The 24,990-nt window shown below is 37.7% G+C and carries 24 protein-coding genes and 1 other annotated feature; of the genes, 1 reads left to right on the forward strand and 23 read right to left on the reverse strand.

Annotated features, from left to right (window positions below):
* Positions 1-128: 128 nt before the first annotated feature.
* From pyrE to D569_RS22835, 20 genes are all read right to left on the reverse strand, one after another.
* Positions 129-752: an orotate phosphoribosyltransferase gene (pyrE, locus tag D569_RS0112350; protein ID WP_018932738.1), complete on the reverse strand. Its 624-nt coding sequence runs from the start codon at positions 750-752 to the stop codon at positions 129-131.
* Positions 745-1,449, reverse strand: a complete 705-nt coding sequence (gene pyrF / locus D569_RS0112355) for an orotidine-5'-phosphate decarboxylase (RefSeq protein WP_018932739.1) — start codon at positions 1,447-1,449, stop codon at positions 745-747. The genes pyrE and pyrF overlap by 8 nt, the downstream gene beginning before the upstream one ends.
* Complete coding sequence (locus tag D569_RS0112360) at positions 1,449-2,357, reverse strand: dihydroorotate dehydrogenase (RefSeq protein WP_018932740.1); 909 nt, start codon at positions 2,355-2,357, stop codon at positions 1,449-1,451. The genes pyrF and D569_RS0112360 overlap by 1 nt, the downstream gene beginning before the upstream one ends.
* Positions 2,354-3,115 carry a dihydroorotate dehydrogenase electron transfer subunit gene (locus D569_RS0112365; protein ID WP_018932741.1) on the reverse strand — a complete coding sequence of 254 codons (762 nt, stop codon included), beginning with the start codon at positions 3,113-3,115 and terminating at the stop codon, positions 2,354-2,356. Before D569_RS0112365 ends, D569_RS0112360 begins: the two co-directional genes overlap by 4 nt.
* Positions 3,112-6,312 carry a carbamoyl-phosphate synthase large subunit gene (gene carB, locus D569_RS0112370; protein ID WP_018932742.1) on the reverse strand — a complete coding sequence of 1,067 codons (3,201 nt, stop codon included), beginning with the start codon at positions 6,310-6,312 and terminating at the stop codon, positions 3,112-3,114. The genes D569_RS0112365 and carB overlap by 4 nt, the downstream gene beginning before the upstream one ends.
* Positions 6,312-7,403, reverse strand: coding sequence for a carbamoyl phosphate synthase small subunit (locus tag D569_RS0112375; protein ID WP_018932743.1), 1,092 nt, complete (start codon positions 7,401-7,403; stop codon positions 6,312-6,314). The genes carB and D569_RS0112375 overlap by 1 nt, the downstream gene beginning before the upstream one ends.
* The gene (locus D569_RS0112380) at positions 7,400-8,680 is read right to left on the reverse strand and encodes a dihydroorotase (protein ID WP_018932744.1); all 1,281 of its coding nucleotides are present in this window, start codon (positions 8,678-8,680) and stop codon (positions 7,400-7,402) included. Before D569_RS0112380 ends, D569_RS0112375 begins: the two co-directional genes overlap by 4 nt.
* The gene (locus D569_RS0112385; RefSeq protein WP_018932745.1) at positions 8,640-9,569 is read right to left on the reverse strand and encodes an aspartate carbamoyltransferase catalytic subunit; all 930 of its coding nucleotides are present in this window, start codon (positions 9,567-9,569) and stop codon (positions 8,640-8,642) included. Before D569_RS0112385 ends, D569_RS0112380 begins: the two co-directional genes overlap by 41 nt.
* Positions 9,570-9,603: 34 nt before the next feature.
* Complete coding sequence (locus D569_RS0112390) at positions 9,604-10,983, reverse strand: solute carrier family 23 protein (protein ID WP_018932746.1); 1,380 nt, start codon at positions 10,981-10,983, stop codon at positions 9,604-9,606.
* Between the two features lie 132 nt (positions 10,984-11,115).
* On the reverse strand, positions 11,116-11,658 hold the full coding sequence (gene pyrR, locus D569_RS0112395) for a bifunctional pyr operon transcriptional regulator/uracil phosphoribosyltransferase PyrR (RefSeq protein ID WP_018932747.1): 543 nt from the start codon (positions 11,656-11,658) through the stop codon (positions 11,116-11,118).
* A 223-nt stretch (positions 11,659-11,881) separates the two neighbouring features.
* The gene (locus D569_RS0112400; RefSeq protein ID WP_018932748.1) at positions 11,882-12,796 is read right to left on the reverse strand and encodes an RluA family pseudouridine synthase; all 915 of its coding nucleotides are present in this window, start codon (positions 12,794-12,796) and stop codon (positions 11,882-11,884) included.
* Positions 12,793-13,266 carry a signal peptidase II gene (gene lspA, locus D569_RS0112405; RefSeq protein ID WP_018932749.1) on the reverse strand — a complete coding sequence of 158 codons (474 nt, stop codon included), beginning with the start codon at positions 13,264-13,266 and terminating at the stop codon, positions 12,793-12,795. The genes D569_RS0112400 and lspA overlap by 4 nt, the downstream gene beginning before the upstream one ends.
* 700 nt (positions 13,267-13,966) lie before the next feature.
* Complete coding sequence (gene ileS, locus D569_RS0112410) at positions 13,967-16,726, reverse strand: isoleucine--tRNA ligase (RefSeq protein WP_018932750.1); 2,760 nt, start codon at positions 16,724-16,726, stop codon at positions 13,967-13,969.
* Between the two features lie 325 nt (positions 16,727-17,051).
* Positions 17,052-17,270, reverse strand: a binding site (T-box leader).
* A 59-nt stretch (positions 17,271-17,329) separates the two neighbouring features.
* The gene (locus D569_RS0112415) at positions 17,330-17,845 is read right to left on the reverse strand and encodes a DivIVA domain-containing protein (RefSeq protein WP_018932751.1); all 516 of its coding nucleotides are present in this window, start codon (positions 17,843-17,845) and stop codon (positions 17,330-17,332) included.
* Between the two features lie 84 nt (positions 17,846-17,929).
* Complete coding sequence (locus tag D569_RS0112420; protein WP_018932752.1) at positions 17,930-18,703, reverse strand: YlmH family RNA-binding protein; 774 nt, start codon at positions 18,701-18,703, stop codon at positions 17,930-17,932.
* An 8-nt stretch (positions 18,704-18,711) separates the two neighbouring features.
* On the reverse strand, positions 18,712-18,996 hold the full coding sequence (locus D569_RS0112425) for a YggT family protein (protein WP_018932753.1): 285 nt from the start codon (positions 18,994-18,996) through the stop codon (positions 18,712-18,714).
* 9 nt (positions 18,997-19,005) lie between these two features.
* Complete coding sequence (locus D569_RS0112430) at positions 19,006-19,440, reverse strand: cell division protein SepF (RefSeq protein WP_018932754.1); 435 nt, start codon at positions 19,438-19,440, stop codon at positions 19,006-19,008.
* A gap of 12 nt (positions 19,441-19,452) precedes the next feature.
* On the reverse strand, positions 19,453-20,133 hold the full coding sequence (locus tag D569_RS0112435) for a YggS family pyridoxal phosphate-dependent enzyme (RefSeq protein WP_018932755.1): 681 nt from the start codon (positions 20,131-20,133) through the stop codon (positions 19,453-19,455).
* 23 nt (positions 20,134-20,156) lie between these two features.
* On the reverse strand, positions 20,157-20,960 hold the full coding sequence (gene pgeF, locus D569_RS0112440; RefSeq protein WP_245548501.1) for a peptidoglycan editing factor PgeF: 804 nt from the start codon (positions 20,958-20,960) through the stop codon (positions 20,157-20,159).
* Positions 20,961-21,020: 60 nt separating this feature from the next.
* The gene (locus D569_RS22835) at positions 21,021-21,314 is read right to left on the reverse strand and encodes a YlmC/YmxH family sporulation protein (RefSeq protein WP_018932757.1); all 294 of its coding nucleotides are present in this window, start codon (positions 21,312-21,314) and stop codon (positions 21,021-21,023) included.
* 122 nt (positions 21,315-21,436) lie between these two features.
* Here D569_RS22835 and D569_RS24010 point away from each other — a divergent pair, with 122 nt between their 5' ends.
* Positions 21,437-21,610 carry a YfhD family protein gene (locus D569_RS24010; RefSeq protein WP_018932758.1) on the forward strand — a complete coding sequence of 58 codons (174 nt, stop codon included), beginning with the start codon at positions 21,437-21,439 and terminating at the stop codon, positions 21,608-21,610.
* Positions 21,611-21,962: 352 nt separating this feature from the next.
* Here D569_RS24010 and sigG read toward each other — a convergent pair whose 3' ends face one another.
* The 3 genes from sigG to spoIIGA form a co-directional block, all read right to left on the reverse strand.
* Positions 21,963-22,742 (reverse strand): RNA polymerase sporulation sigma factor SigG, encoded by a 780-nt coding sequence (gene sigG, locus D569_RS0112455; protein WP_018932759.1) that lies wholly within the window; start codon positions 22,740-22,742, stop codon positions 21,963-21,965.
* Between the two features lie 93 nt (positions 22,743-22,835).
* A complete protein-coding gene (gene sigE / locus D569_RS0112460; RefSeq protein ID WP_018932760.1) occupies positions 22,836-23,555 on the reverse strand; it encodes an RNA polymerase sporulation sigma factor SigE in 720 nt (239 codons plus the stop codon).
* 27 nt (positions 23,556-23,582) lie between these two features.
* The gene (spoIIGA, locus tag D569_RS0112465; protein ID WP_245548502.1) at positions 23,583-24,476 is read right to left on the reverse strand and encodes a sigma-E processing peptidase SpoIIGA; all 894 of its coding nucleotides are present in this window, start codon (positions 24,474-24,476) and stop codon (positions 23,583-23,585) included.
* Positions 24,477-24,990 lie beyond the last annotated feature (514 nt).

The following is a 24,990-nucleotide window of genomic DNA, read 5'->3' on the forward strand; positions in this document are numbered from 1 at the left end:
CCACTGGGTGAAATTAGACGACATTCTAAAATTAATGATGTATACGCAGTAGTAGGAATTTTCAACACGAACTCGTCGAACAACATCGAATAAATACATTTCCTGCGGTTTCCCAGGAAATATTCATTTTAATTATTTCCTAGTTCATCACGCCATTGTAATAAGTCTATTTTCGCTGCATCTGTAATTTCATTATTTTCGACTAATGCTTCAGCTAAAATATCAAAGTTAGTGATCGTTGTAAAAGGTATGTTAGCATCTTTGAATTGTTTGTCTGCTTTTCTTAATCCATAACTAAAGATAGCTAATACACTCAAAACCTCAGCACCTGTTTCTTGTAATACAAGTGCACTTTCAATAGATGATCCACCTGTAGATATAAGGTCCTCAATTACGATGACTTTATCTCCCTCTTCTACCTTACCTTCTATCTGATTTTGCTTGCCATGTCCTTTTGGCTTGGATCGTACATAAACCATTGGAAGATTTAAATAATCTGCTAGCCATGCAGCATGAGGTATTCCTGCTGTGGCACAACCTGCAATCACATCTGGTTTTTCTTCTAATTGATCAATTATTTCCACGAATTGTTTTACGATTTGCTTTCGTACATCTGGGAAAGACATCGTTAATCGATTATCACAATAGATGGGCGAATGAATACCAGATGTCCATACGAACGATCGGTCGGGTCTAATTTGTATAGCATCTATCTCATATAGAGCATTGGCCATTTCTTTTGATTTAAGCATTTCCCCACTCCTCTACTACTCGGCTATAATTAGCTTTTGGATTTTCTGCCTGTGTAATACTTCTGCCTATCACTAAATAATCTGCTCCATTTTGTTTCGCAAGTTGAGGGGTTGCTACTCGTTTTTGATCATTCTGATTAGACTCAGTCAATCTAATTCCTGGTGTTACGGTTAAGAAGTCATCACCACAAGCTTGTTTAATAATTGGTACTTCATGTGCTGAACATACAACACCATCTGCACCACTATTTTTCGTTAATAATGCTAGACGTTTAACGACATCGTCTACTGATTGATTGATATATAATTCCTCTTTTAATGTTGACTGATCCATTGATGTCAGAACAGTTACCGCAATTAGTTTAGGAACTTTACCATCCGCTCCAGCTTCAAGCCCTCTTTTGGCTGCTTTGATCATATCAGACCCTCCTGAAGCATGGACGTTGACAATATCAACCCCTAAGGTAGCTAAATTATACATGGCTTTTTCCACGGTTGTCGGAATATCATGAAGTTTCAAATCTAAAAAAATCGGATGTTTATGTCCTTTTAACCAATCAATCATTTCCCTGCCTTCACGATAAAATAATTCCATCCCTACTTTTACAGGTACTCCATATAAGTCATGCTTCTCGATAAATACTTTCACATCATCTGCTGTACGAAAATCTAAGGCGAGGAAAAATGGTTGTTCCATTACACATGCCCCTTTCCTATTGCGTCTTCCACAGAATAAAATCCATACTGCTTTAACATACTTGGTAAATCATTAATTATCTCAGGGCATGCAAGTGGGTTTTGAAAATTAGCCGTTCCCACTGCTACAGCATTAGCACCTGCTAGAAGAAATTCTAAAACATCTTCCGCTGTAATGATTCCACCCATTCCAATAATCGGAATATCGAGAGCTTGACGGACTTCATAGATCATCCGAATCGCAATCGGTTTTATTGCTGGACCTGATAACCCACCAGTTTGATTGGCAATAATCGGTTTGCGCTGTTTTAAATTTATTTGCATTCCTGTTAGCGTATTAATCATCGATAAACCATCAGCTCCGGCATCTGCTACCTCTTTTGCCATTTCTACAATATTAGATACATTCGGAGATAATTTGACATATACCGGGTAGTCACTTGCTTCTTTTACCTGATAAGTTACTTCTTTCGCAAGTGACGGATCCGTTCCAAATTGGACACCACCCTCTTTTACATTAGGGCATGATATATTTAGTTCTAATGCAGCGATATCTTTTGAATGATTCAATGCTTTAGTCACTTTGACATATTCTTCTACCGTACTACCTGCAACATTTGCAATTACTGGTGTGTCATATGATCGTAAAAAAGGTAACTCTTCCTCGATAATTTTTTCAACACCAGGATTTTGCAGGCCGATCGCATTTAACATACCACTAGATGTTTCGGCTACTCGTGGAGTCGGATTCCCGAATCTTGCTTCACCTGTTGCAGCTTTAACGATAATTGCTCCCAATTCACTTAAATCATAAAATTGACTATATTCTTTACCAAAGCCGAAACAACCAGAAGCAGGCATGACAGGATTTTTTAACATTAGGCCAGGTAATCTTGTCGTTAAATTCATGATAAGATCACCTCATTTGCTGAAAATACTGGTCCATCCTTACAAATTTTTTTCGATTGCTTAGGATCTTGTTTTAAAGGGACAACACATGCATAACAGGTACCGACACCACATCCCATTCTCTCTTCTAAGGAAATGTAGCCGTTGTATCCCTCTAATTGATGCGAAACCGCCTTTAACATTGGGGTTGGCCCACAAGAGAAAAAGTAATCGAAAGTAGGATTTATTTCATCAATAATATCTGTAACAAAACCTTTTGTTCCATAACTACCATCGTTTGTTGCAATATACGTATCACCTAACACTTGAAACTTTTCTTCATAAAAAATTTGATCTTTCGATTGGAAACCTAGAACACTCGTCACCTTTACTCCGTTTTCCTTGAGTGTTTTTGCTAGATAGTAGAGCGGAGGGACTCCAATCCCACCACCAACTATTAAAGCTTGATCTATTTCTAACTGATCAATGGGGTAATAGGTTCCGCATGGCAAAATTACATCAAGCGTGTCTCCTGCCTGATATTTACTTAGTTCACGCGTTCCTTCCCCGAATATTTTAAAGATAATAGTAAAAGTTTCCGCCTGCGTGTCAACCCCTGCGATAGAAACTGGCCTGCGCAACATATGATTCGGTAAGGCGATATGCACAAACTGTCCAGGTTTTAGTTCTTTTGCTAAAGGTGATTGTACTACTACTTCAAAGGTATCTTCTGCAATTTGCATATGACTGTTTATTTTCAGCAATTGTTTCGTGATCACAGTACAATCGCCTTCCCTTCTACTGCAGGCTTGGCAGTAAATGTTGTCGAATCAATGACATTCACGATTGCTTCTGCAGTGTCTAAGCTGGTTAAACATGGGATACCATGCTCTACCGCTTCACGGCGAATTCTAAAACCGTCTGAGCGTGGTTTCTTACCAGATGTCAACGTATTAATAACAACTTGTACTTCTCCTTGCTCAATAATCGAAATTACATTTTTCCCTTCTGCTCCGACTTTCCCAACTTCCGTAACTGGTATATTTAATTCTCTAATCGTCTTAGCAGTTCCTTCTGTTGCATAAAGATGGAAGCCTAATTCAAAGAAGCGTTTCGCAATTTCTGATGCTTCACCCTTATCTTTATCAGCTATCGTAATCAGGATTGCCCCTTCCATCGGAATTTTTAACCCAGATGCCGTTAGACCTTTATATAATGCTTTTTCTAATGTTCTGTCACGTCCAATTGCTTCCCCTGTTGATTTCATTTCAGGTCCAAGCATTGTATCGACACTACGTAACTTTTCAAAAGAGAATACTGGTACTTTAACTGAAACTGTTTCTGGCTCAGGTAGTAAGCCTTTTTGATAACCCATGTTTGCCAGTGATTCACCGATAATACAACGGGTTGCAATATTAGCCATCGTTACTCCCGTTATCTTACTTAAAAACGGAATCGTCCGGCTTGCTCTAGGGTTTACTTCTAGCACATAGACTTCATCGTGGTGCACGACAAATTGAATATTGATAAGTCCTTTGACACCTAATTTTTCTGCTATTTTTATCGTAGTGTCTACACATTTTTGCTTAATATCATCTGATAATCGCTGCGAAGGATAGACGGCAATCGAGTCACCAGAGTGTACCCCAGCACGTTCAATGTGCTCCATTACACCTGGAATGATCGTTGTTTCCCCATCACTAATTGCATCGACTTCCACTTCAATTCCAGTCAAATATTTATCGATTAACACAGGATGCTTATGCTTAATATGGTTTGTTTTCGCTAAATAGCTCTCCAATTCATCTTCACTATAGACAATTTCCATCTGACTTCCACCAATTACATAGGATGGGCGTACTAAAACTGGATAACCGATTGAAGAGGCTGCTGCTTTTGCTTGATCTAACTGACGCACACTTTTCCCTTGAGGTTGTGGAATGTCTAATTCTTGTAAAAGTTGTTCGAATTTATCCCGATCTTCCGCTGTATCTATTGCTGTTAGCGGAGTACCTAATATTCTTACTCCGCGACGTTCTAACCCTTCCGCAAGATTGATAGCTGTTTGACCTCCAAATTGAACAATTACTCCCTCTGGTTGTTCTAAATCAATGACATGCATGACATCTTCTAATGTTAATGGTTCAAAATATAATTTGTCTGACACACTAAAGTCAGTTGAAACTGTCTCTGGGTTACTATTCATAATGATTGCTTCATAGCCAGCTTCTTTTAGTGCTAGTACAGAGTGAACTGTCGCATAATCGAACTCAATCCCTTGACCAATTCGGATTGGGCCAGAACCGATCACTAATACTTTATTGCGGTTGGTTACTACCGATTCATTTTCCTCTTCATATGCACTGTAGAAATAAGGTGTTTCCGATTCGAACTCTGCTGCACAAGTATCTACCATCTTATAAACTGGCAAAATATTTTCTGCTTTTCTAAGCTGATACACTTCATCTACATCGACATTCCAAAGGCGAGCGATGTGTGTATCTGACAAACCAAATTTTTTTGCTTCTTTTAGCAGGTCAAGATTTTGCGGAATATCCGCTAATTTCGCTTCAAAGTCGATAATCTTCTTTAATTTTTCTAAGAAAAAGCGGTCTATTTTGGTTAATTGGAATATTTCTTCAACTGACATGCCTTGTCTCAATACTTCTGCTAATACATAAATTCTTTCATCATCAGCATGTACTAAACGTTCTTTTAACCATTCTATTGATTCATTTTCTAAGACAGGCAAGTAGAAATCTTCACCACTAATATCGAGTGAACGTATTCCTTTCAATAAGGACTCTTCGAAATTGCGGCCGATCGCCATTACTTCTCCTGTCGCTTTCATTTGAGTACCAAGCTTACGGTTACCTAATACAAACTTGTCAAATGGAAAGCGAGGGAATTTCGTCACAACATAATCCAATGCAGGCTCATACATCGCATAAGTAGTTCCAGTAATTGGATTCATGATTTCATCTAAACTCATACCGATCGCGATTTTAGCGGCAATCTTGGCAATTGGATAACCTGTTGCTTTTGACGCTAAGGCAGACGAGCGGCTTACCCTTGGATTTACTTCAATAATATAATATTGGAAGCTGTTTGGATCTAGTGCTAATTGAACGTTACAGCCCCCTGCAATTTCTAATGCGCGAATTATTTTTAAAGAGGCAGAACGTAACATTTGATATTCACGGTCACTCAATGTTTGTGATGGCGCAACGACTATCGAATCTCCCGTATGAATGCCGACTGGATCAATGTTTTCCATGTTACAAACAACGATGGCTTGATCATTTTTGTCGCGCATGACTTCATACTCTATTTCTTTAAACCCTGCGATATTCTTTTCGATCAAACATTGATTTACTGGGGATAATGCTAAGCCATTTCTTGTTATTTCTTTTAAATCTGCTTCGTTGTAACACATACCACCACCGGTACCGCCTAATGTATACGCTGGTCTTACTATTAGTGGATAGCCAATTTCTTCGGCAAAATCTAATGCTTGATCTACTGTGTTGACAATTTGACTTTCTGGTACAGGCTCATTAATTTCATTCATTAAAGTTCTAAATTTTTCACGATCTTCTGCCTGTTGGATCGCATCCAGTTTCGTACCTAATAATTCTGCTCCATACTCTTCTAAAATGCCTGATTCATCTAAAGCAACAGCTAGATTCAAGCCAGTCTGGCCACCAAGCGTTGGCAATACAGCGTCAGGACGTTCTTTACGAATGATTTTAGATAGAAATTCTACAGTTAAAGGTTCCATATATACCGTATCCGCAATCTTGTGGTCGGTCATAATCGTTGCTGGGTTGGAGTTTGCTAGAATAACCGTATAACCTTCTTCTTTCAATGACTGACATGCTTGTGTTCCGGAATAGTCAAATTCTGCTGCTTGTCCAATCACAATCGGACCTGATCCGATTACTAAAATCTTTTGAATATCCGTTCTTTTTGGCATTAGACTTCCTCCTTCTGTGCTGTTTGATAGCTTGCGATATTCTCCATAAATTGGTCAAATAAATAGTTCGTATCATCAGGGCCTGGTGAGTTTTCTGGGTGATATTGAACCGAAAAAGCTGGATATTCGGAATGTTTAACTCCTTCCACAGTTTTATCATTTAAGGCGATTTGCGTAAGCACTAAATCTGTTTGTGCAATCGATGCTTCGGTGACCGCATACCCATGATTTTGTGAAGTTAAATAAGTCCGTTTGGTTTCAAAATCATAAACAGGATGATTCGATCCGCGATGACCAAATTTTAATTTTTCCGTATCGGCCCCGCACGCTAATGATAATAATTGGTGTCCTAGACAGATACCAAAGGTTGGTATAGTCGGAATCACATTTTTGATCATTTCGATCGCTTCTGGTACGTTTTTAGGATTACCAGGACCATTCGTTAGCATGATGCCATCCGGCTTTAAACGCAAAATATTATCTGCACTGTAGTTGTATGGTACGACTGTAACATGACAATTACGTTTCGTTAATTCTCGTAAAATTCCATGCTTCATCCCAAAGTCGACTAATACAATCCGATATCCTCTTCCTGGTGAAACATACGGCTTTACAGTTGAAACCTGTTCTACTTGGTTTGTTAACAGATTTGCTTGTTTTAATTTCTCCAAAGCTTCTTTATCTTCAGCACCTGCTTCTGTTAAAATGCCACGCATTGTACCATGCTTACGCAATATTTTCGTTAGTTTTCTTGTATCAATTCCAGAAATTCCTGGAATATTATTTGCTTTTAAATACTCATCGAGGTTTTCATCACTACGGAAGTTGGAAGGCATTTCAGCATATTCCTTTACGATAAATCCAAAAATGGATGGCGTAATCGTTTCAAAATCGTCTCGATTAATGCCATAGTTTCCGATAAGCGGATATGTCATCGTAACAAGTTGACCACAATAGGAAGGATCTGATAATATTTCTTGGTAACCTGTCATCCCCGTATTGAATACAACTTCTCCAATACTTTCTTCTAATGAACCAAATGCATCTCCATGAAAAACGGTACCGTCTTCTAAAATAAGCTGTCTTTTCATTCTGTTACCTCCTCAAAAGCGATCTGACCTTGATAAATCGTCATAACTGGTTTTCCCGTTACCTCCCATTTATCAAATGGTGTATTTTTTCCTTTTGATACAAACATTTCTTTATCTATACTTCCTTTTGTTTGGAGATCAAGTAACGTTAAATCGGCACTAGCACCAACCTCCATTCTTCCGTATGGTAGTCCGAAAGTATCTGCTGGTTTTACAGTCAGCCAATCAACGAGCTGTTTCAGTGTAAAGATTCCTTTTTGTACAAAGTGGGTGTGTAGAAGAGAAAATGCTGTTTCAAACCCAACAATGCCAAATGGTGCTTCTTCCATACCGTTCGCTTTCTCTTCAGCAGTATGCGGCGCATGATCTGTTGCAATAAAATCGATTGTTCCATCTAGTAAACCTTCGATAAGTGCCGCTTGATCTTCTTTTGCACGTAAAGGTGGGTTCATTTTAAAATTCGCATCATTTTCGGTAATAGTATTTTCATTGATTAATAGATGATGTGGTGTTACTTCTGCTGTTACACGAATCCCTGCTTTCTTCGCATCGCGGATTACGCGGACAGATTCTTTCGTACTGACGTGGCATACGTGATAATGACATCCCGTTGCTTCTGCTAGAAGAACATCACGGGCAATTTGGACAGACTCACAAATCGAAGGTATGCCAGGTAAACCTAATCGCTGACTCACTTGACCTTCGTGCATCACGCCGTTGTGGATTAAGGTATTTTCCTCACAGTGAGCAACAATAGGCATGTCAACCGCTGCTGCTTGTGTCATCGCCTGGAGCATCATATCAGCTGATTGAACACCTACACCATCATCTGTATAAGCAAAAGCTCCCGCTTGCTTTAATGCCTTCATATCCGTTAACTTGTTACCTACAAGTCGTTCAGTAATGGATGCATAAGGCAATACTCGAATTGCTGCTGTTTCTTTAATTCTGTCCTGAATGGATTGTAGCACTTCAACAGAATCAGGTGTTGGTTGCGTATTAGGCATCGCACATACTGTTGTATAGCCCCCACGTGCCGCTGATTTTGTACCCGTAGCAATCGTTTCTTTAGCCTCACCACCTGGCTCTCTTAAATGAACATGGACATCCACAAATCCTGGAGTAACCAAGTTGCCCTTACCATCGATTCTTTCTGCTCCCGGAACTTCCATGTCGGTTCCAATTGCTTTAATTTTTCCATCTTCTATTAAAATTTCACACGATTGTACATTACCATTATCCGATAATTGCTTGACGTTTGTTAAAATTTTCTCCATTGAAGTTGCCCCCTTGGTTCAAAAGTGTCTCCATTACTGCCATTCTTGCTACTACACCATTTTTCATTTGTTTGAAAATTCGAGATCTTTCACATTCTACTAAGCTAGAATCTATTTCTACTCCTCTATTCACAGGTGCTGGATGCAAGATAATTGCATGCTTCTTCATGCTTGCTTCTCGTTCTGTCGTCAATCCGTATTTCTCCAGATAACTTTCTTGTCGCAGGCTGAATGGACCCTGATGTCGTTCATGCTGAATACGCAGTAACATCAGAACATCCGCTATCTCTATCGCTTCATCCATCGATACATATGGAAAAGCTAATGAGTCATCATGCCATTCTTCCTTACCTGTTAGATAGACCTCACATCCTAATGTGGAAAGGGCAATTGCATTAGATCGAGCAACTCGACTATGCTTGATATCTCCAGCAATCACTACTTTTAATCCATTAAATTGTTTATATTCCTGATAAATGGTTACAAGATCAAGCAGGCACTGTGTTGGGTGCTCACCTGTCCCGTCTCCTGCGTTAATAACAGGGATGGATAAAGATTCGGCTAATTGTTTCGCAATATTCTCTTCTTGATGTCTTAAAACGATAAAGTTTGCCCCAATCGCTTCAAATGTTTTTGCTGTATCATAAATACTTTCACCCTTCGTTATACTTGAGACGTCTGCCATAAAATCTAATGGTTCAATTCCAAGTTTTCTTTCTGCTACAACAAAACTCATCTTAGTGCGCGTACTAGGTTCAAAGAAAAGGTTAGCGGCAAAAAATTGTCCTTTTAGTGGATTTCCACCTGTCTGACTAATATGATTTGCTCTTTTTACCAATTGCAGTATCTCTGTTGCTGTTTTATCCTTCATCGTCACAAAATGCTCCATCTTTACATCCTCCCCTTCTTTTTTTAATGAACACTTATTCTTCATCTTCAGGTGTTGCAAACATATTACCATTGCCATAACCTGATTCTTTCTCAGGTAAGATAAGGTTTAAAATCAAACCAATTAAGGCTGAAAGTGCCATGCCTGCGATGGTCACATCTACATCTCCGACCGGAATGTTTACATATGCTCCACCTATTCCGATTACTAAGATAACTGACGAAATGACTAGATTTCGTTTAATACCAAGGTCGATGTTGTTATCAATCAGCATTCGTAAGCCACTTGAGGCAATAATACCGAACAACAGGATTGACACACCGCCCATTACTGGAGTAGGAATAGATGCTATCAGTTCGGTAATAATTCCGATAAATCCGAAAATAATCGCTAGTACTGCTGCTCCACCGATAACAAACACACTAAATACTCTCGTTATAGCCAATACGCCAATGTTTTCACCATACGTTGTATTTGGCGGCCCTCCTAATAAAGAGGCAATAATCGTTGCAACTCCATCACCTAATATTGAGCGATGTAATCCAGGCTTTTTAATAAAGTTTTTGCCTGCTACTTTAGATAACACCATTTGATCACCGATATGTTCCGCTACCGTTACAACTGCAACTGGTACCATAAGTAATACGATACTCCAGCTAAACACATCCGCTGGATTAAACGTAACAAACGGGAGAACAAAATCGGGTACTAAGAATATAGACTGAATCGCCTCACCAAATGAGTTACTAGAAACAATTTTATCCCATGCAGCTTGTACGCCAGTGGCATCTAAAACCTTAACATTGGTAATAGCAGATATAATGAGTGAGTAAACATAACCACCAATGATCCCAATCAGGATCGGGATAAGTCCGAAAAATCCTCTAAATAATAAGGAGCCAATAACCGTGATCAGCAATGTTACAATGGCTGCACTGAAGTGAACACCGCTATATTCACCGTCTACGTTCATTGCCATATCAATCGCAGTTGGAGCTAATCCTAAACCAATCACAATAATGACTGGTCCTACTACGATCGGTGGTAATACTTTTATAATCCAATCCGTTCCAAAAGCAGCGATCAGTAACGAAAGTGCTCCATACACAACACCTGCAAGGAAACTTCCAATCATGACTCCACCAGGTCCACCTATCGCCATCGCACTTGTGATCGGTGCAATAAAAGCAAAGCTGGAACCTAAATAGGCCGGAATTTGACCTTTTGTAATTAATAGGTATGCTAGTGTACCTAAACCACTGGATACTAAAGCGACCGCTGGCGATAATTCTGTTAGAAACGGTACTAAAATAGTAGCCCCAAACATCGCAAATAAGTGTTGTATACTGAACAGTAACCATTTTGATAATTTCGGTACTTCTCTGACATCTAAAACCATTTTTTTCTCTGACATTTCTCTATCTCCCCTTCATTTCGGATAAAAAAAACCTCTTTGCTGGTCGCAAAGAGGTAGACGTGTAGTATAAAAGGTACACGTATCCTTTAAATGCGACCTTGCAAGCATCTCTGTACTTGTTTAAAGGTCTTATTCTTTTTCATAAATACTGACACTATCTTTTTGATCTATTTCTTCCAACTCAACTGTAATAATTTCATTTTGGGATGTTGGAATGTTTTTACCAATAAAATCTGCACGTATAGGCAGTTCACGATGTCCCCGATCAACTAAGACGGCTAGTTGCATTTGAGACGGTCTTCCTTGATCCATAATCGCATCCATCGCAGCTCTCACTGTTCTGCCTGTGTATAAAACATCATCTACTAAAATAACGTTTTTACCTGTAACTTGCTCTTTTAGGTTGGCTTCATTCAGTGTTGGTTCCTGATTGTCGACATGTGATAAATCATCACGGTAAAGTGTAATATCCAATTCTCCAATCGGAACCTTTACACCTTCGATATCTTGAATCCGTTCTTGAAGCCGTTTGGCAATCGGAACTCCTCTTGTTTTAATACCTACTAGCATCAATCCTTCTACACCTTTGTTTCGTTCGAGAATTTCGTGGGCAATTCGTGTCAGTGCCCTTCTCATTGCCGGTGCGTCTAGTACATTTGCTTTTTTATTCATCATAAAAACCTCGCTTTATATAACTTGTTAAAACCTATTACTCGTTTGAGAGAGATCACCATATATCATTGTTCTTCCATAAAAAAATCCTTATTCTCCGTGAGAGAATAAGGATTTTGGACATACTTGTGGTATGTTGATCCGTTTCCTTTTCAGCCTCACGGGACTGTTTTAAAAGGTCTTTATGATATTGGTTATATTATGTCAAAAACGGCACGTGAAGTCAATAACTTTTTCGGATATTTTCTAATACCTTCGCAAATTTATCTGGTAACGGTGCCTCAAACTCCATTTGCTCTTGCTTGACGGGATGTTCAAAGCTTAAATGATATGCATGTAGTGCTTGTCCATCAACATCAATTGTTTTCCGTTGACCATATTTGGGATCGCCAACCAATGGGTAACCAATATATTTCATGTGTACACGAATCTGATGGGTTCTTCCAGTTTCTAACACGCATTTCACAAAAGTGAATTTCCCATGCAGTCTTTCGATTACTTCAAAATGTGTCACAGCATGCTTGCCTTTCTCCGTAACATCCATTAGTTGACGATTTTTTTCGCTTCGCCCTATTGGAGCATCAATTGAACCATATTCATGCGGAATATCCCCATGAACAATTGCTTTATATGCTCTTTTAATTTTTTTCTCTTTCAGTTGCTCTGCTAATCTTTCGTGAGCAACATCATGTTTAGCTACTACTAATAAACCACTTGTGTCTTTATCAATCCGATGGACTATCCCAGGTCTTTTTACACCATTAATACCTGATAAATCATCACAGTGGAACAGTAAAGCATTGACTAAAGTATCTTCCTGATGGCCAGCTGCTGGATGAACGACCATTCCACTCTTTTTATTAATGACAAGAATATCTTCATCTTCATATACGATATCAATTGGTATATCTTTTGCCACGACATCTAATGGTTCTACTTCCGGTACTTGCCACTCAATTTGATCTTCAGTCTGACATTTATAGTTTTGTTTCACGGACTTACCGTTTACAAGCACTAAGTTTTTATCAAACCAAGTTTTAATTTGTGATCTGGAATAGTCTTCTGTAATGTCGACTAACAGTTTATCTATCCGTGTTCCTTGATCATTCGTCTTAACTACATAAGAAAACTCGCTCATTTCTGGTTGCTCCTTTTTTTGTTTCTCTCATCTAAAAATGTATAGATGAAAATAGCAATAACTCCTACTACCAATGCGGAATCAGCAATATTAAAGATTGGATAATCATATGTACCGATATAAACGTCAAAGAAGTCGACTACTTCTTTTCGGAACAGGCGATCAATAAAATTGCCAATTGCTCCGCCTAATATAAAAGCTAATGCTAGTCTTAACCATTTACTCTCCTTGCCAAACTTTTGGATGTAAAAAATTATAAAACCAATAACAATCACGGTAATGATATAGAAAAAGAACATTTGCCCTTCTAGTATCCCCCATGCTGCACCAGAATTTCGGTGTGATGTTAAATAAAAAAAGGATTCAATAACGGTGATTCGTTCTCCAATTTCCATATTTGTTACGATGAGCCATTTTGTTACTTGATCAACAATGACAACTGCTAATGCTATTACATATACTCTCCACATAATATACCTCCGACATTTCATTAAACGACTACTTAAATACCCATCATATTATACCATTATCCTCCCATTAAAGAAAACTTGTAATACCAAAAGCTACAAACACATGTCTACCATATTAACAACTTTCGTAGTATCCATATACTGCGCAGTAACGAGGAAAAGGATTTGTTCTTTTCCATGCTTCACTTAGAGAGTGCATGCAAACCGCTCCGGCAGAATACTGCGCTTTCCGTGGGCTCGGCTTCAGCTCTCGCTGTCCCACAGGAGTCTCCGTATTCTGCCTACGCTATTTAGATAATTCTACCTTTTATAAGAGGAAATACTCAGTAACCATTACCTGTTATTACTTCTTTCAAAATTCAGGACACTACGCAAAGCGGAGGCAAGATACGTAGACTCCTACGGGAACAGCGCGAGCTGAAGACCCCGTGATGCACCTGCGTCTTCTAGTAACGCTTCGAAGTGGCTTCCTCGGTGCAAGGGAGCAAAGAAGATAATTCCAAGTAGTTCCTGGCTAAGGCCGTGCCCGTGGAAAGCGTAGTATCTTGCCGGAGCGTAAGTAAGCACTCGTTAAAGTTAGAATAGAAGAAAGCTTCACTCCACAAATTTTTACTAGTTCGCAGTATATATCTACTACGATATTTCCATGTGGAATAGAAAAGCAACTATCTTTATGTGGAAGATAGTTGCTTTACTATTACTATTCTACAAGGTCTGCATAGTTTTCTTTTACTACCGTTGCACAACGCGTACATAATGTCGGATGATCTTGATCTTCACCGACGGTATCTGAAATCACCCAACAACGCTCACAGGTTTCCCCTTCATGTTTACTAATTTTCAATTTAACATGTTCAAACGTTTGACCATCTGTTAGTTCATCAACTAGTTCCACATGAGAAACAATTAACAATTGATGTAGATATGGTACTTCAGCTAATAACGTTGCTACTTTATCATCATTTGCTTTGATAGTTACAGAAGCCTCTAATGATTTACCTATTACTTTTTCTGCACGCGCTTCTTCTAATGCTTTCAAAATATCATCACGTACATTCATAAATTGTGACCATTTAGCAGCTAATTGCTCTTGGTCTTTGATTTCTCTTGCTTCTGGCATATCCGTTAGCTGTGGACTTTGTGCTTCCACACCTGGAATATAACTCCACACTTCCTCCATTGTATGAGTTAAGATCGGTGTTAGCAATTTCACTAAGGAAGTGATGATTTCGTGATAGACTGTTTGAATGCTACGTCTTCTATGATTATCCTCTGCCTCAATATAGAGAATATCTTTAGCAAAATCTAGATAGAAGGAGCTTAAATCAATCGTACAGAAATGATGAATCGTTTGATATACCGTTGAGAAATCATATTCATCATAAGCTTTGCGTGCCTTGTCAATCACTTGTTGCAGACGGTATAACATGTAACGGTCGATTTCTTCCAATTGTGCTTCTTCTACACGATTTTGAAGGGTGAAATCAGATAAATTACCAAGTAAGAAGCGGAACGTATTTCGAATTTTACGATATCCTTCTGACGTTTGTTTAATAATCTCATCGGAAATACGAACATCTGCCTGATAATCAACAGAAGATACCCATAAGCGCAGAATATCTGCACCGTATTGTTTCATGATTTTAGAAGGCACAACTACATTTCCTACTGATTTACTCATTTTACGACCATGACCATCTAATGCGAAACCGTGACTGATTACTGTTTCATACGGAGCTTTACCTGTTACGGCCACAGCTGTTGAAATCGATGAATTAAACCAGCCACGATACTGATCAGAACCTTCTAAATAAACGTCTGCAGGTCGTTGTAGATCTTCTCTTCCTTCCAATACGCCTTCATGAGAGCTACCAGAGTCAAACCATACGTCCATGATATCCATTTCTTTCGTAAATTCTCCATTTGGACTGTGTTCAGAAGAGAATCCTTCCGGTAGTAAATCTTTCGTATCCCACTCAAACCAGATATTAGAACCATGCTCTTCAAATAGTTTGGCAACATGATTGATTGTTTCGTCATTAATGATTGGTGTTTTATCTTCACCGTAAAATACAGGGATTGGCACACCCCACGTACGTTGTCTAGAAATACACCAATCTTCACGATCACGCACCATATTAAATAGTCGCGTTTCACCCCATTTTGGTAACCAGTTAATCCGGTTAATTTCCGCTAAAATATCTTCTCGGAAATCTTTGATCGATGCAAACCACTGATTAGTCGCACGGAAAATCGTTGGTTTTTTCGTACGCCAGTCATGTGGGTAGGAGTGAGTGATAAAGGTAAGTTTTAGCAGCGCATTGTTTTCTTCAAGTTTTTCAGTTACTTGTTTGTTAGCAGCATCATAGAATAACCCTTCGAAACCTGGCGCTTCCTCAGTGAAAACTCCTTTTTCATCAACCGGGCACAATACATCTAAACCATATTGCTTACCAACAATAAAGTCATCTTCCCCGTGGCCTGGAGCAGTATGAACAAGTCCTGTACCACTTTCCGTAGTTACGTGCTCACCTAAAATAACTAAAGATTCACGATCATAGAAAGGATGCTTTGCTACTAATTTATCAGCTTCCTGACCTTTAAATGTTTTAACCACTTCTGCTTCTTGCCACTCAAGTGTATCTTTTAAATCACTTAACATATCATGTGCGACAATATATTTTTCTCCAGCTTCTTTAACAACTGCATATTCCAGATCAGGGTGTACCGAAATCGCTAGGTTTGCTGGAATTGTCCATGGTGTCGTTGTCCAGATGATAAATTTTTCATCTCCATCTAATAAATCTTTACCATCTTTCACATCAAATGTTACATAAATAGACGCTGAGCGCTTATCTTGATATTCAATTTCCGCTTCTGCTAAAGCAGATTCTGATGATGGAGACCAGTAAACAGGTTTTAGCCCTTTATAGATATAGCCTTTTTTAGCCATTTCTCCGAATACTTTAATTTGTGCTGCTTCGTAGGACTTGTTTAATGTGATATAAGGATTTTCCCAGTCCCCTCTGACACCTAACTGTTTAAATTGATTTCGTTGATTATCAATTTGTTTTAATGCATACTCCGCACATTTTTGTCTGAATTCCGCAATAGTCATTTTTTTGCGGTTCACTTTCTTCTTAGCAAGTGCTTGCTCGATTGGAAGACCGTGTGTGTCCCAACCTGGTACATATGGTGCGTGGAATCCTGCCATTGATTTATATTTGACAATAAAATCTTTCAATACTTTGTTTAGTGCATGACCCATATGGATGTCTCCATTAGCATATGGAGGTCCATCATGTAATACGAACAATGGTTTCCCTTCTGTTCGCTGTTGTACTTTTTCATACAGATTTTCTTCATCCCACTTTTTCTGCATTTCTGGTTCTTTGTTAGGTAAATTACCACGCATCGGAAATTTCGTTTGTGGCATTTTTAATGTTTGTTTATATTCCAATTTAACTCCTCCTTATTCTGATTTGCAAAAAACTGCGAACTTGTAAAATGTTTGTTGAGTGGACATTTAGTGCGTTATTTGACGGAATAACGACCGTTTTTCGGTGTTGACGGACATCTAATCCCTTATTTGGTTATTTTTCGAGAGAATTAGCCTTATTCTGATGAATAACGGAATAGATGTCCGCTAGTATCCTAAAAACGCCTCTTTTGCAACCATTAACGGAACAAATGTCCGCGATCATCCCGGGTTTACGTTACCCTGCTGTTTACCGATGTTGTTCACCGTTTAAGGTATCTGATCAAAAAAAGAACTCCTCATCCCGGAAAGGGACGAGGAGTTCTCGCGGTACCACCCTTATAGATAACAGCATTCGTTGTGCTATCCACTCAGTAATTCGTAACGTGAATCACTCGTTTACACTTACTCTATTCAGTGTAACTACTCATGGGTGATCTTCTATTTAGGCACTAAATTAGGCTTACACCATCCCTAACTCGCTTTGTTAGTAATCCAAATATACTCTCCCAATCATAGTATTTCCTTCAAGTATGAAAAGTTTGTAGTAAGAATTATATGTAATAATTTTTATTACGTCAAGAATTAATATTGATTGGACTCTTCTCTTTCCATATCTTCTTCTTCGTTTTCGATGTCCATTTCAAATAATCCATCCCAATCATTATTTTCTACTAAATCAAGTTGTGCCTCTACCAACATTTTCAATCTGGTACGGAAGACTTTCGCTTGTTTCTTTAATTCTTCTACTTCTAAAGCGATAGATCTTGATTTATGCAGTGCTTCATTAATGATTCGGTCTGCATTTTTTTCTGCTTCTTTTATGATTAATTTAGATTCCTTTTTGGCATTTTCTTTTACTTCTTCTGCCGTCTCCTGTGCGACCAGAATCGATTTGTTTAACGTCGTTTCGATATTGGAAAAATGGCTAAGCTTCTCATTTAATTGATCCACTTTTTCTTTTAAATCTTTCTTTTCACGAATAACTGTTTCATAATCTTTGATCACTTGATCAAGAAATTCATTTACATCATCTTCATCATAACCCCGAAAACCTCTAGCAAATTCCTTGTTATGAATATCGAGTGGTGTTAAAGGCACATCGGCCACCTCCTATTAGATGTCATTCTTTATACAATATCTTATCATACTTTATTGACAAATCACTAAAAAATTCAACAAAAATTATAATAATTTTTCAAAAGTGATTCTTATTTTATCTTTTTTGGTACGACCTTGTAATTCAGTAATCCTGGATCTACCTTTACCTCTAATCGATATGAGATCTTCTTCCTCAAGCATAAAGGAAGGCTGATCAATGGTTTGGAAATTTACCTTCACTAAACCTTTCTTGATCAGATTCAACGCTTGTTGTCTGGACATTTGGTACAATTCTTTGATGATTACATCTAAGCGTAAAGATGCGCATGTTGCCGTTAGTGATTGCCAAGCATCTTGAGATGGCAGTCTTTCGATCATCGGAACTCTTTCAAAAGTGACTCCTGCCTTCTTGATTGACGTGACATTTGTAATAAGATAAGTTGTTATATCTGATGCTACGAGAATTTGAATAGTATCATCGTGAATAACAATATCACCCATCTTTTTTCGTTTAATACCAGCAGATAGAAAAGCGCCTAATACGTCTCGATGTTCAATGGAAACAAATTTTTGCGGAAATGTGGTTTGTAATAACTCCACTTCAAAACTCGCTTCATTGATTTCTTCATAAAAAGGGGCTAGTATAGCGCGTCTTCGTTCAGCTGATTCCCATCCTCCAAAGAAAGCTAACTGCAATTCTTCATCATTTCCAATTATCATCTCAAAAATCTTTTGTTCCCTTGGGTGTAGAAAATCAATTACTTTTCGCTGATATCTTGTCGTTACTTCATCACGCCAAGACAATACTTGGTCGATAAAAGGGTATTCCTCTTGCCTAAAATGTTGATATAAATCCATAGGATCACCTATATACCGATTACGATATAAAGGAAGTTATAAAATAAGAAATTTAACCCTCGCAAAGCGAATTGCAATACAAATAGTGCCACAATCGGTGATATGTCAATCATACCACCAATTGGCGGAATAATTTTCCGAAATGGTTCCAAATACGGCTCTACGATCGAACCTAACATTTGACCAAAAGAGGACTCCCTAGCTCCTGGAAACCAAGACATCAAAATATAAATAATAATCGCATATGTGTAAATCGTCATCGCATAATATAAAATATCATGTAATAATCCCATTTTAACTAATTACCACCTTTGTTCTGGATCTGCTTCTTCCATTATTTCCGTAATATTTCCGGATATTTCAATGTTTTCTGGGGTACATAAAAAAGTTTGTGAACCTAGCTTTTTAATTTGACCAGATACAGCATAAACTGTTCCACTCATAAAATCAATAATTTGTCTTGCCTGTTGTGTATCCACTCGTTGTAAGTTAATCACAACCGATCTCCGATTCACAACATGATCAGCAATATCTTGTACCTCATTGAATGATCTGGGTTCAAATAAAACCATTTTCGCACTTTTTTGAACTGATTTTAAACTGACAACGTTGGCTTTCTCTTCTTTTCTTTCGCTTCGTCTCTGTGGTTTATCCTCTTCTTCTATTTCTTCTTCGATGATCTCATACTCTTCATCTTCAATTCCGAAGAAATTACGGAACTTCCCCTTCATACTCATCATTCATCACCCCTATTCTTCATATGGCCCCACTAAACTGGAACCAATACGTATATGAGTAGCACCTTCTTCAATTGCAACCTGGTAATCATTACTCATTCCCATAGACAAATACTGACACGGTGCATGGTCCCATCCCTTTTCTTGAATAGTACTCTTTAACTTATGTAAGGATTGGAAGACATTACGCAATATCTGTTCATCATCTACATGCGGAGCCATCGTCATTAATCCAACTACTCTAATCTTTGGATAGTTTCGTAACGTGTCAATAAATGACTCAACATCTTCTGGTTGCAGTCCATGCTTAGATTCTTCGCCACTAACATTCACTTGAACAAAACAATCAACAGGCTTGTCTGTCCGTTTATTAATTTCTTTAGCTAATGATTTTCGGTCTAATGAATGAATATAGTCTATCTTATCAATAATGTCTTTTACTTTACGAGACTGTAACGTACCAATAAAATGCCAAATTGCTTGTTCTCCTATATTCTCGTGTTTCTCAAGAAAACCTTCCATCCGATTTTCACCTAAATGGCGAACCCCAGAATGTACGGCTTCTAAAGCTCTTTCTATTGTAACATATTTTGTTACCCCGATAATGGTGATATCTTCAGGATCCCGTCCCGCTTTCTCGCATGCATGTTTGATATTTTCCTGTATTTGTGTGAGATTTTCTGCTACTGTCATGTTTAAAGCTCCTTTCATCACCGTTAAACGAATGCAATAAAACCCATCATTCGGCCAGTAGGGTGTTGGTCTCTTCGATGAGAGAAAAATGATGAATGATGTGATGTGCAATACTTAGAAATATGTATATGATCGGGTGAAACCCCTGCATCCACTAATAACCGATAGTTTAAATCTTTTAAATCTAACTGGTATTGGTCATCTGCCCCTTGATAAGAATCAACATATTTTGCATCAATATGCTGAATAACATGATCATTTACTTGGTAGCATGAGCCGCAAATACTTGGTCCAATCACAACCTCAATATCTTTTACATTAGATGACAATTGTTTAAAATGATCGATTGTTTTTTTTGCAATATTGGAAACAGTCCCTTTCCAACCTGCATGTGAAATAGCAACTGTTCCTTGCTTTCTGTCAGCGAAAAATAATGGAACACAGTCTGCAAACAATGCGGTACACAACACATTATCCTCCGTTGTAATTAAACCATCCGTTTTTGGTATTGCATCCTCTCTGGAAAATGCTCCACTACCACTATCTTTTGATTGAACGAACTGCACATGATTACCATGTATTTGGTCTGCCATTACCCACTTGTCTAATGAAAATGAGATCATTTTCGCTACTCGTTGTCGGTTTTGTAATACATCGCTTGGATTATCCTCTACATGAAAACCTAGGTTATTACTTTGATATGGGGGGTGACTAATACCGCCCTCACGTGTTGTAAAACCAGCTACAAGGTTAGAGTTATTACTCATCCATGGTTTAATCCATAATATTCCTTCACCTTCAAGTTGCATAAAGGGTTCTGTCATCATACCCCTCCTATTTTAGATCATTTTATCATATTTTAGCGTTGTAATACAGTTCGATGTCGATTACTGCTGATAAGTTGATGAAGAATCCTCTTTCTCTTGAACTGGAAGAGTTGGATATTGTCCGTTCTTTTTCACCAAAATAACATCATGCCCTATTTTCATAACATGTTCCCAAGGAATGATGATTTCCCGTGACTCTCCAAAAACTCCAAAAGTTTTTGTTTTTGTTGCCACTACTAAATTAGTGATTTTTCCTATATCTACATTTATCTCAATATCCGTTAAACTCCCTATTTTTGTTCCATCTTCAATATACACAATATCTTTCATTTGTAAAGCGGATAAGGTTATCATTTCGCTCCCTCCTTTATATCAATATATATGTCTTGACTTAAAAAATATGGTGTTTATGACAATAAAATTCGCACATGTTCTCTTTATAATGGCACACACTAACTATACGAGGAGGGATTAATATGGGTAGAGATGAACATAAGAAAAATACTACGAGAAATCCATTAGCACAAACACCAAAAATGGAAAAAACAGATGGAATTGACGTAGAATTCTCTAATGAACTCGCCGATGCAGAAGATTTAGAAGCAAAAGAACGAGGCGAAAGAGCAGACAAAAGAGCCAAGAAGCGATGAAACCTCATCGCTTCTTAACATCATAAAACACACAATATTTATAAACGATGAAATAACGTGGACATAAATTAATTACCTCCATTGGAGCAAACTGTTCCGGAATTCCGATCCTTATCCCCGGAAGAGTCTTCGCTGTTCCGGGGATAAAGTTTTCTCTTCCGAGGATAACGTCTTCTCTATCGGGGATAAACGACTATATCCAGGGAACAGAAATGAATATCCAGGGAAGGAAAAGAGATATCCCTGGAACAGACAGGGATATCCCCGGAAGCGCCCGTCCTGTTAACAGATGATCCGCAGTATGTTTTGAATGAATAAAAGGAGCAAAACCACTATGGTTTTGCTCCTTTTTTTATTCAAACATTTCTTTATTCATTTCTTTAATTGCAGCTTTTTCCAATCGCGACACTTGAGCTTGTGAAATACCAATTTCTTCAGCTACTTCCATCTGTGTTTTACCTTGGAAAAAACGTTTGTTAAGTATCATTTTTTCACGCTTATTTAACCGCTGCATACCTTCTTTTATTGACAAATGATTAATCCAGTCGTTATCTTTCACATTGTCATCACTTACTTGATCCATTACATAAATAGGATCCCCGCCATCATTAAAAATAGGCTCAAATAAAGAGACAGGGTCTTGAATTGCATCAAGAGCAAAAATCACATCAGTTACTGGTACATCTAATTCTTCTGCAATTTCCATAGGAGAAGGATCTTTTGACGTTTTGTTTAATAATTTCTCTCTTGCATGCAGCGCTTTATAGGCAATATCACGTAATGACCTGGATACTCTTATCGGATTATTATCACGTAAATACCTTCTAATTTCACCGATAATCATTGGGACAGCATAGGTGGAGAATTTTACATTCTGACTTAAATCAAAATTATCAATTGATTTTAATAAACCGATACAACCGACTTGAAATAAATCATCACCGTACTCCCCGCGATTATGAAACCTTTGAATAACACTAAGTACTAATCTTAAATTGCCATTAACTAATTTTTCTCTTGCAGATTGATCCCCATTCTGCATAGCCTTAAATAAAATTCGCATTTCATCATTCTTTAATACTGGTAAGGTTGCTGTATCTACCCCACAAATTTCTACTTTATGTCTTGTCATTTAATACCCTCCCAATTGGAGATCCTTCTCAAAAATCAGTATCACCAATCGGGAGTTTTTTATGCATCATCCATCATTTACCACATGTGTTTTTCAGACCATTTTATTAAACTCTTTTTGCAACCTTTTAATAATTTTTTTCTCCAATCGTGAAATGTAGGATTGCGAGATACCAAGTAAATCCGCAACATCTTTTTGGGTCATTTCTTCCTTATCCACTAGCCCAAATCTTAATTCCATAATTTGTCTTTCTCTGCCATTTAATTGTTCTAACGCTTTTCGTAATAATGTTTTATCAATGCTCTGTTCCAAATCTTTAAATGTCACATCTTCATCCGTACCTAACACATCTGAGAGTAGAAGCTCATTGCCATCCCAATCCACATTTAACGGTTCATCAAACGAAACCTCTGTTTTTATTTTGTTATTTTTTCGAAGATACATTAATATCTCATTTTCAATACACCTTGACGCGTATGTCGCTAGTTTAATCTTCTTTTCGGGATTAAAGGTATTGATCGCTTTAATTAAACCAATTGTTCCAATACTGATTAAATCCTCAATATTAATACCCGTATTTTCAAATTTTCGCGCAATATAAACAACAAGACGTAAGTTTCTTTCAATTAACATAGCTCTTGCAGCTTTATCACCTACTGGCAATCGATGAATTAATTCATATTCCTCTTCTTTAGATAGTGGTGGTGGTAATGCTTCGCTTCCCCCAATGTAATAAATTTCGTCTACTTTAAAGCCCATTTTCTTCAGAATTTTGTAAAATATCATTTTATATTTTTGTTGTACGATTAGCATTCCTTCCACTCCTTATCCTTTATAATGTCACCCTGTCTGCTGAAAAAGTTTAGGGTGTAATAAACAATGGTAACTGTTGTCAGCCACTAAATTCCCAAATTGAATACCTATTAAAACCTTCTTGTTTGTCAGTTGGACATTTTTCATATGTATTTCAAGTAAATCCGGTTTAAAAGCCAGCATAAAATCATGTTGTCCACTCACCCCTTGAAAAGGTAATATTCGAAAAGTGTCCGAAGTAGAATCGGGTATTTCACCTTCCATTAAATTCTGAGCGGATGTTTGCAGTTTCATGATTTCTTCTTTGTCAAACCAATGTTCCAAAATCGTTTGGTCGACAATAATGACAGGCGTCTGGGTAAACGGATCTACTAAATGGTTTCCACTATCTAAATATCCAGTTGTTTCCACTTGTTTGCTTTTCCACTTAATCGTTACCCGATAGTAAAACTCTTGTTGGAACTGATGCATTTTGTGCTTGTCCATTCGGTATTTTGTAAAGAAGAAGATGATAGGAAATCCAATTAAAACAAATAGGCCATGTATTTCATCATTTGCTAGACCTGGACTCGATAAATAATCCTCAGTTGAAAACAAAAAGTGAATGGCAAATAAGCCACCACCTATCGAAAATGTCATAAAATAAAATGAACAAAGCAATTTGAAATAGATAGCAACATTTTGAAAGCCAAAAGCAATCCAAATAATAATAAAAGAATGTACTATTTTTAGTATCCATGAATCAATCGGAAACGTTGGAAAAATGAAGGAAATTGGTACAATAAGCGAACCAAAAAAACTGGCTATTACTAAACGATACCATTTGGTTATTTGTTTTGTAATCGATTGAGTTAGTAATAGAATCATCCAGTCTATCATGAAATTGAGTAGCCATACGACTTCTACATAAACAACCACCATGTCCTTCCTTTCCAGCTAATATGAAATAAGCTTTACTTGTCTATTTAGTATAAAGAATAGAAAGAAAGAAGTCTGTCACAGTTTGTATGCAAAAATCATCTAGTTTTCAGAAAAAAGACATAAAAATGTTGAATTACTGAAGAGACATCGAAGAGAGGATAAATCTAAGAGAGGTATGCTAAAAACTTATGAAAGCAATTTCAATATACTTCGCACTATGTCAACACTACATCAAAAAATGATTCTTTTACATAGTAGATATAAACTGCGAAGTAATGAAAATTTGTGGAGTGTGGCCATCTTCCATTCTGATTGATGATGAGTGCTCACATACGCTCCGGCAGAATACTGCGCTTTCCGTGGGCTCGGCTTCAGCTAACTTGGTGAAGAAAGGCACTTCACCAAGTGGATCTTCAGCTCTCGCTGTCCCACAGGAGTCTCCGTATTCTGCCTCCGCTATTTTTGTTATCTGATTATGGAAAGAAATGAACTCATGGAACTAAACTTTTCTGTT

The organism is Gracilibacillus lacisalsi DSM 19029 (assembly GCF_000377765.1).
Lineage (GTDB): Bacteria > Bacillota > Bacilli > Bacillales > Amphibacillaceae > Gracilibacillus > Gracilibacillus lacisalsi.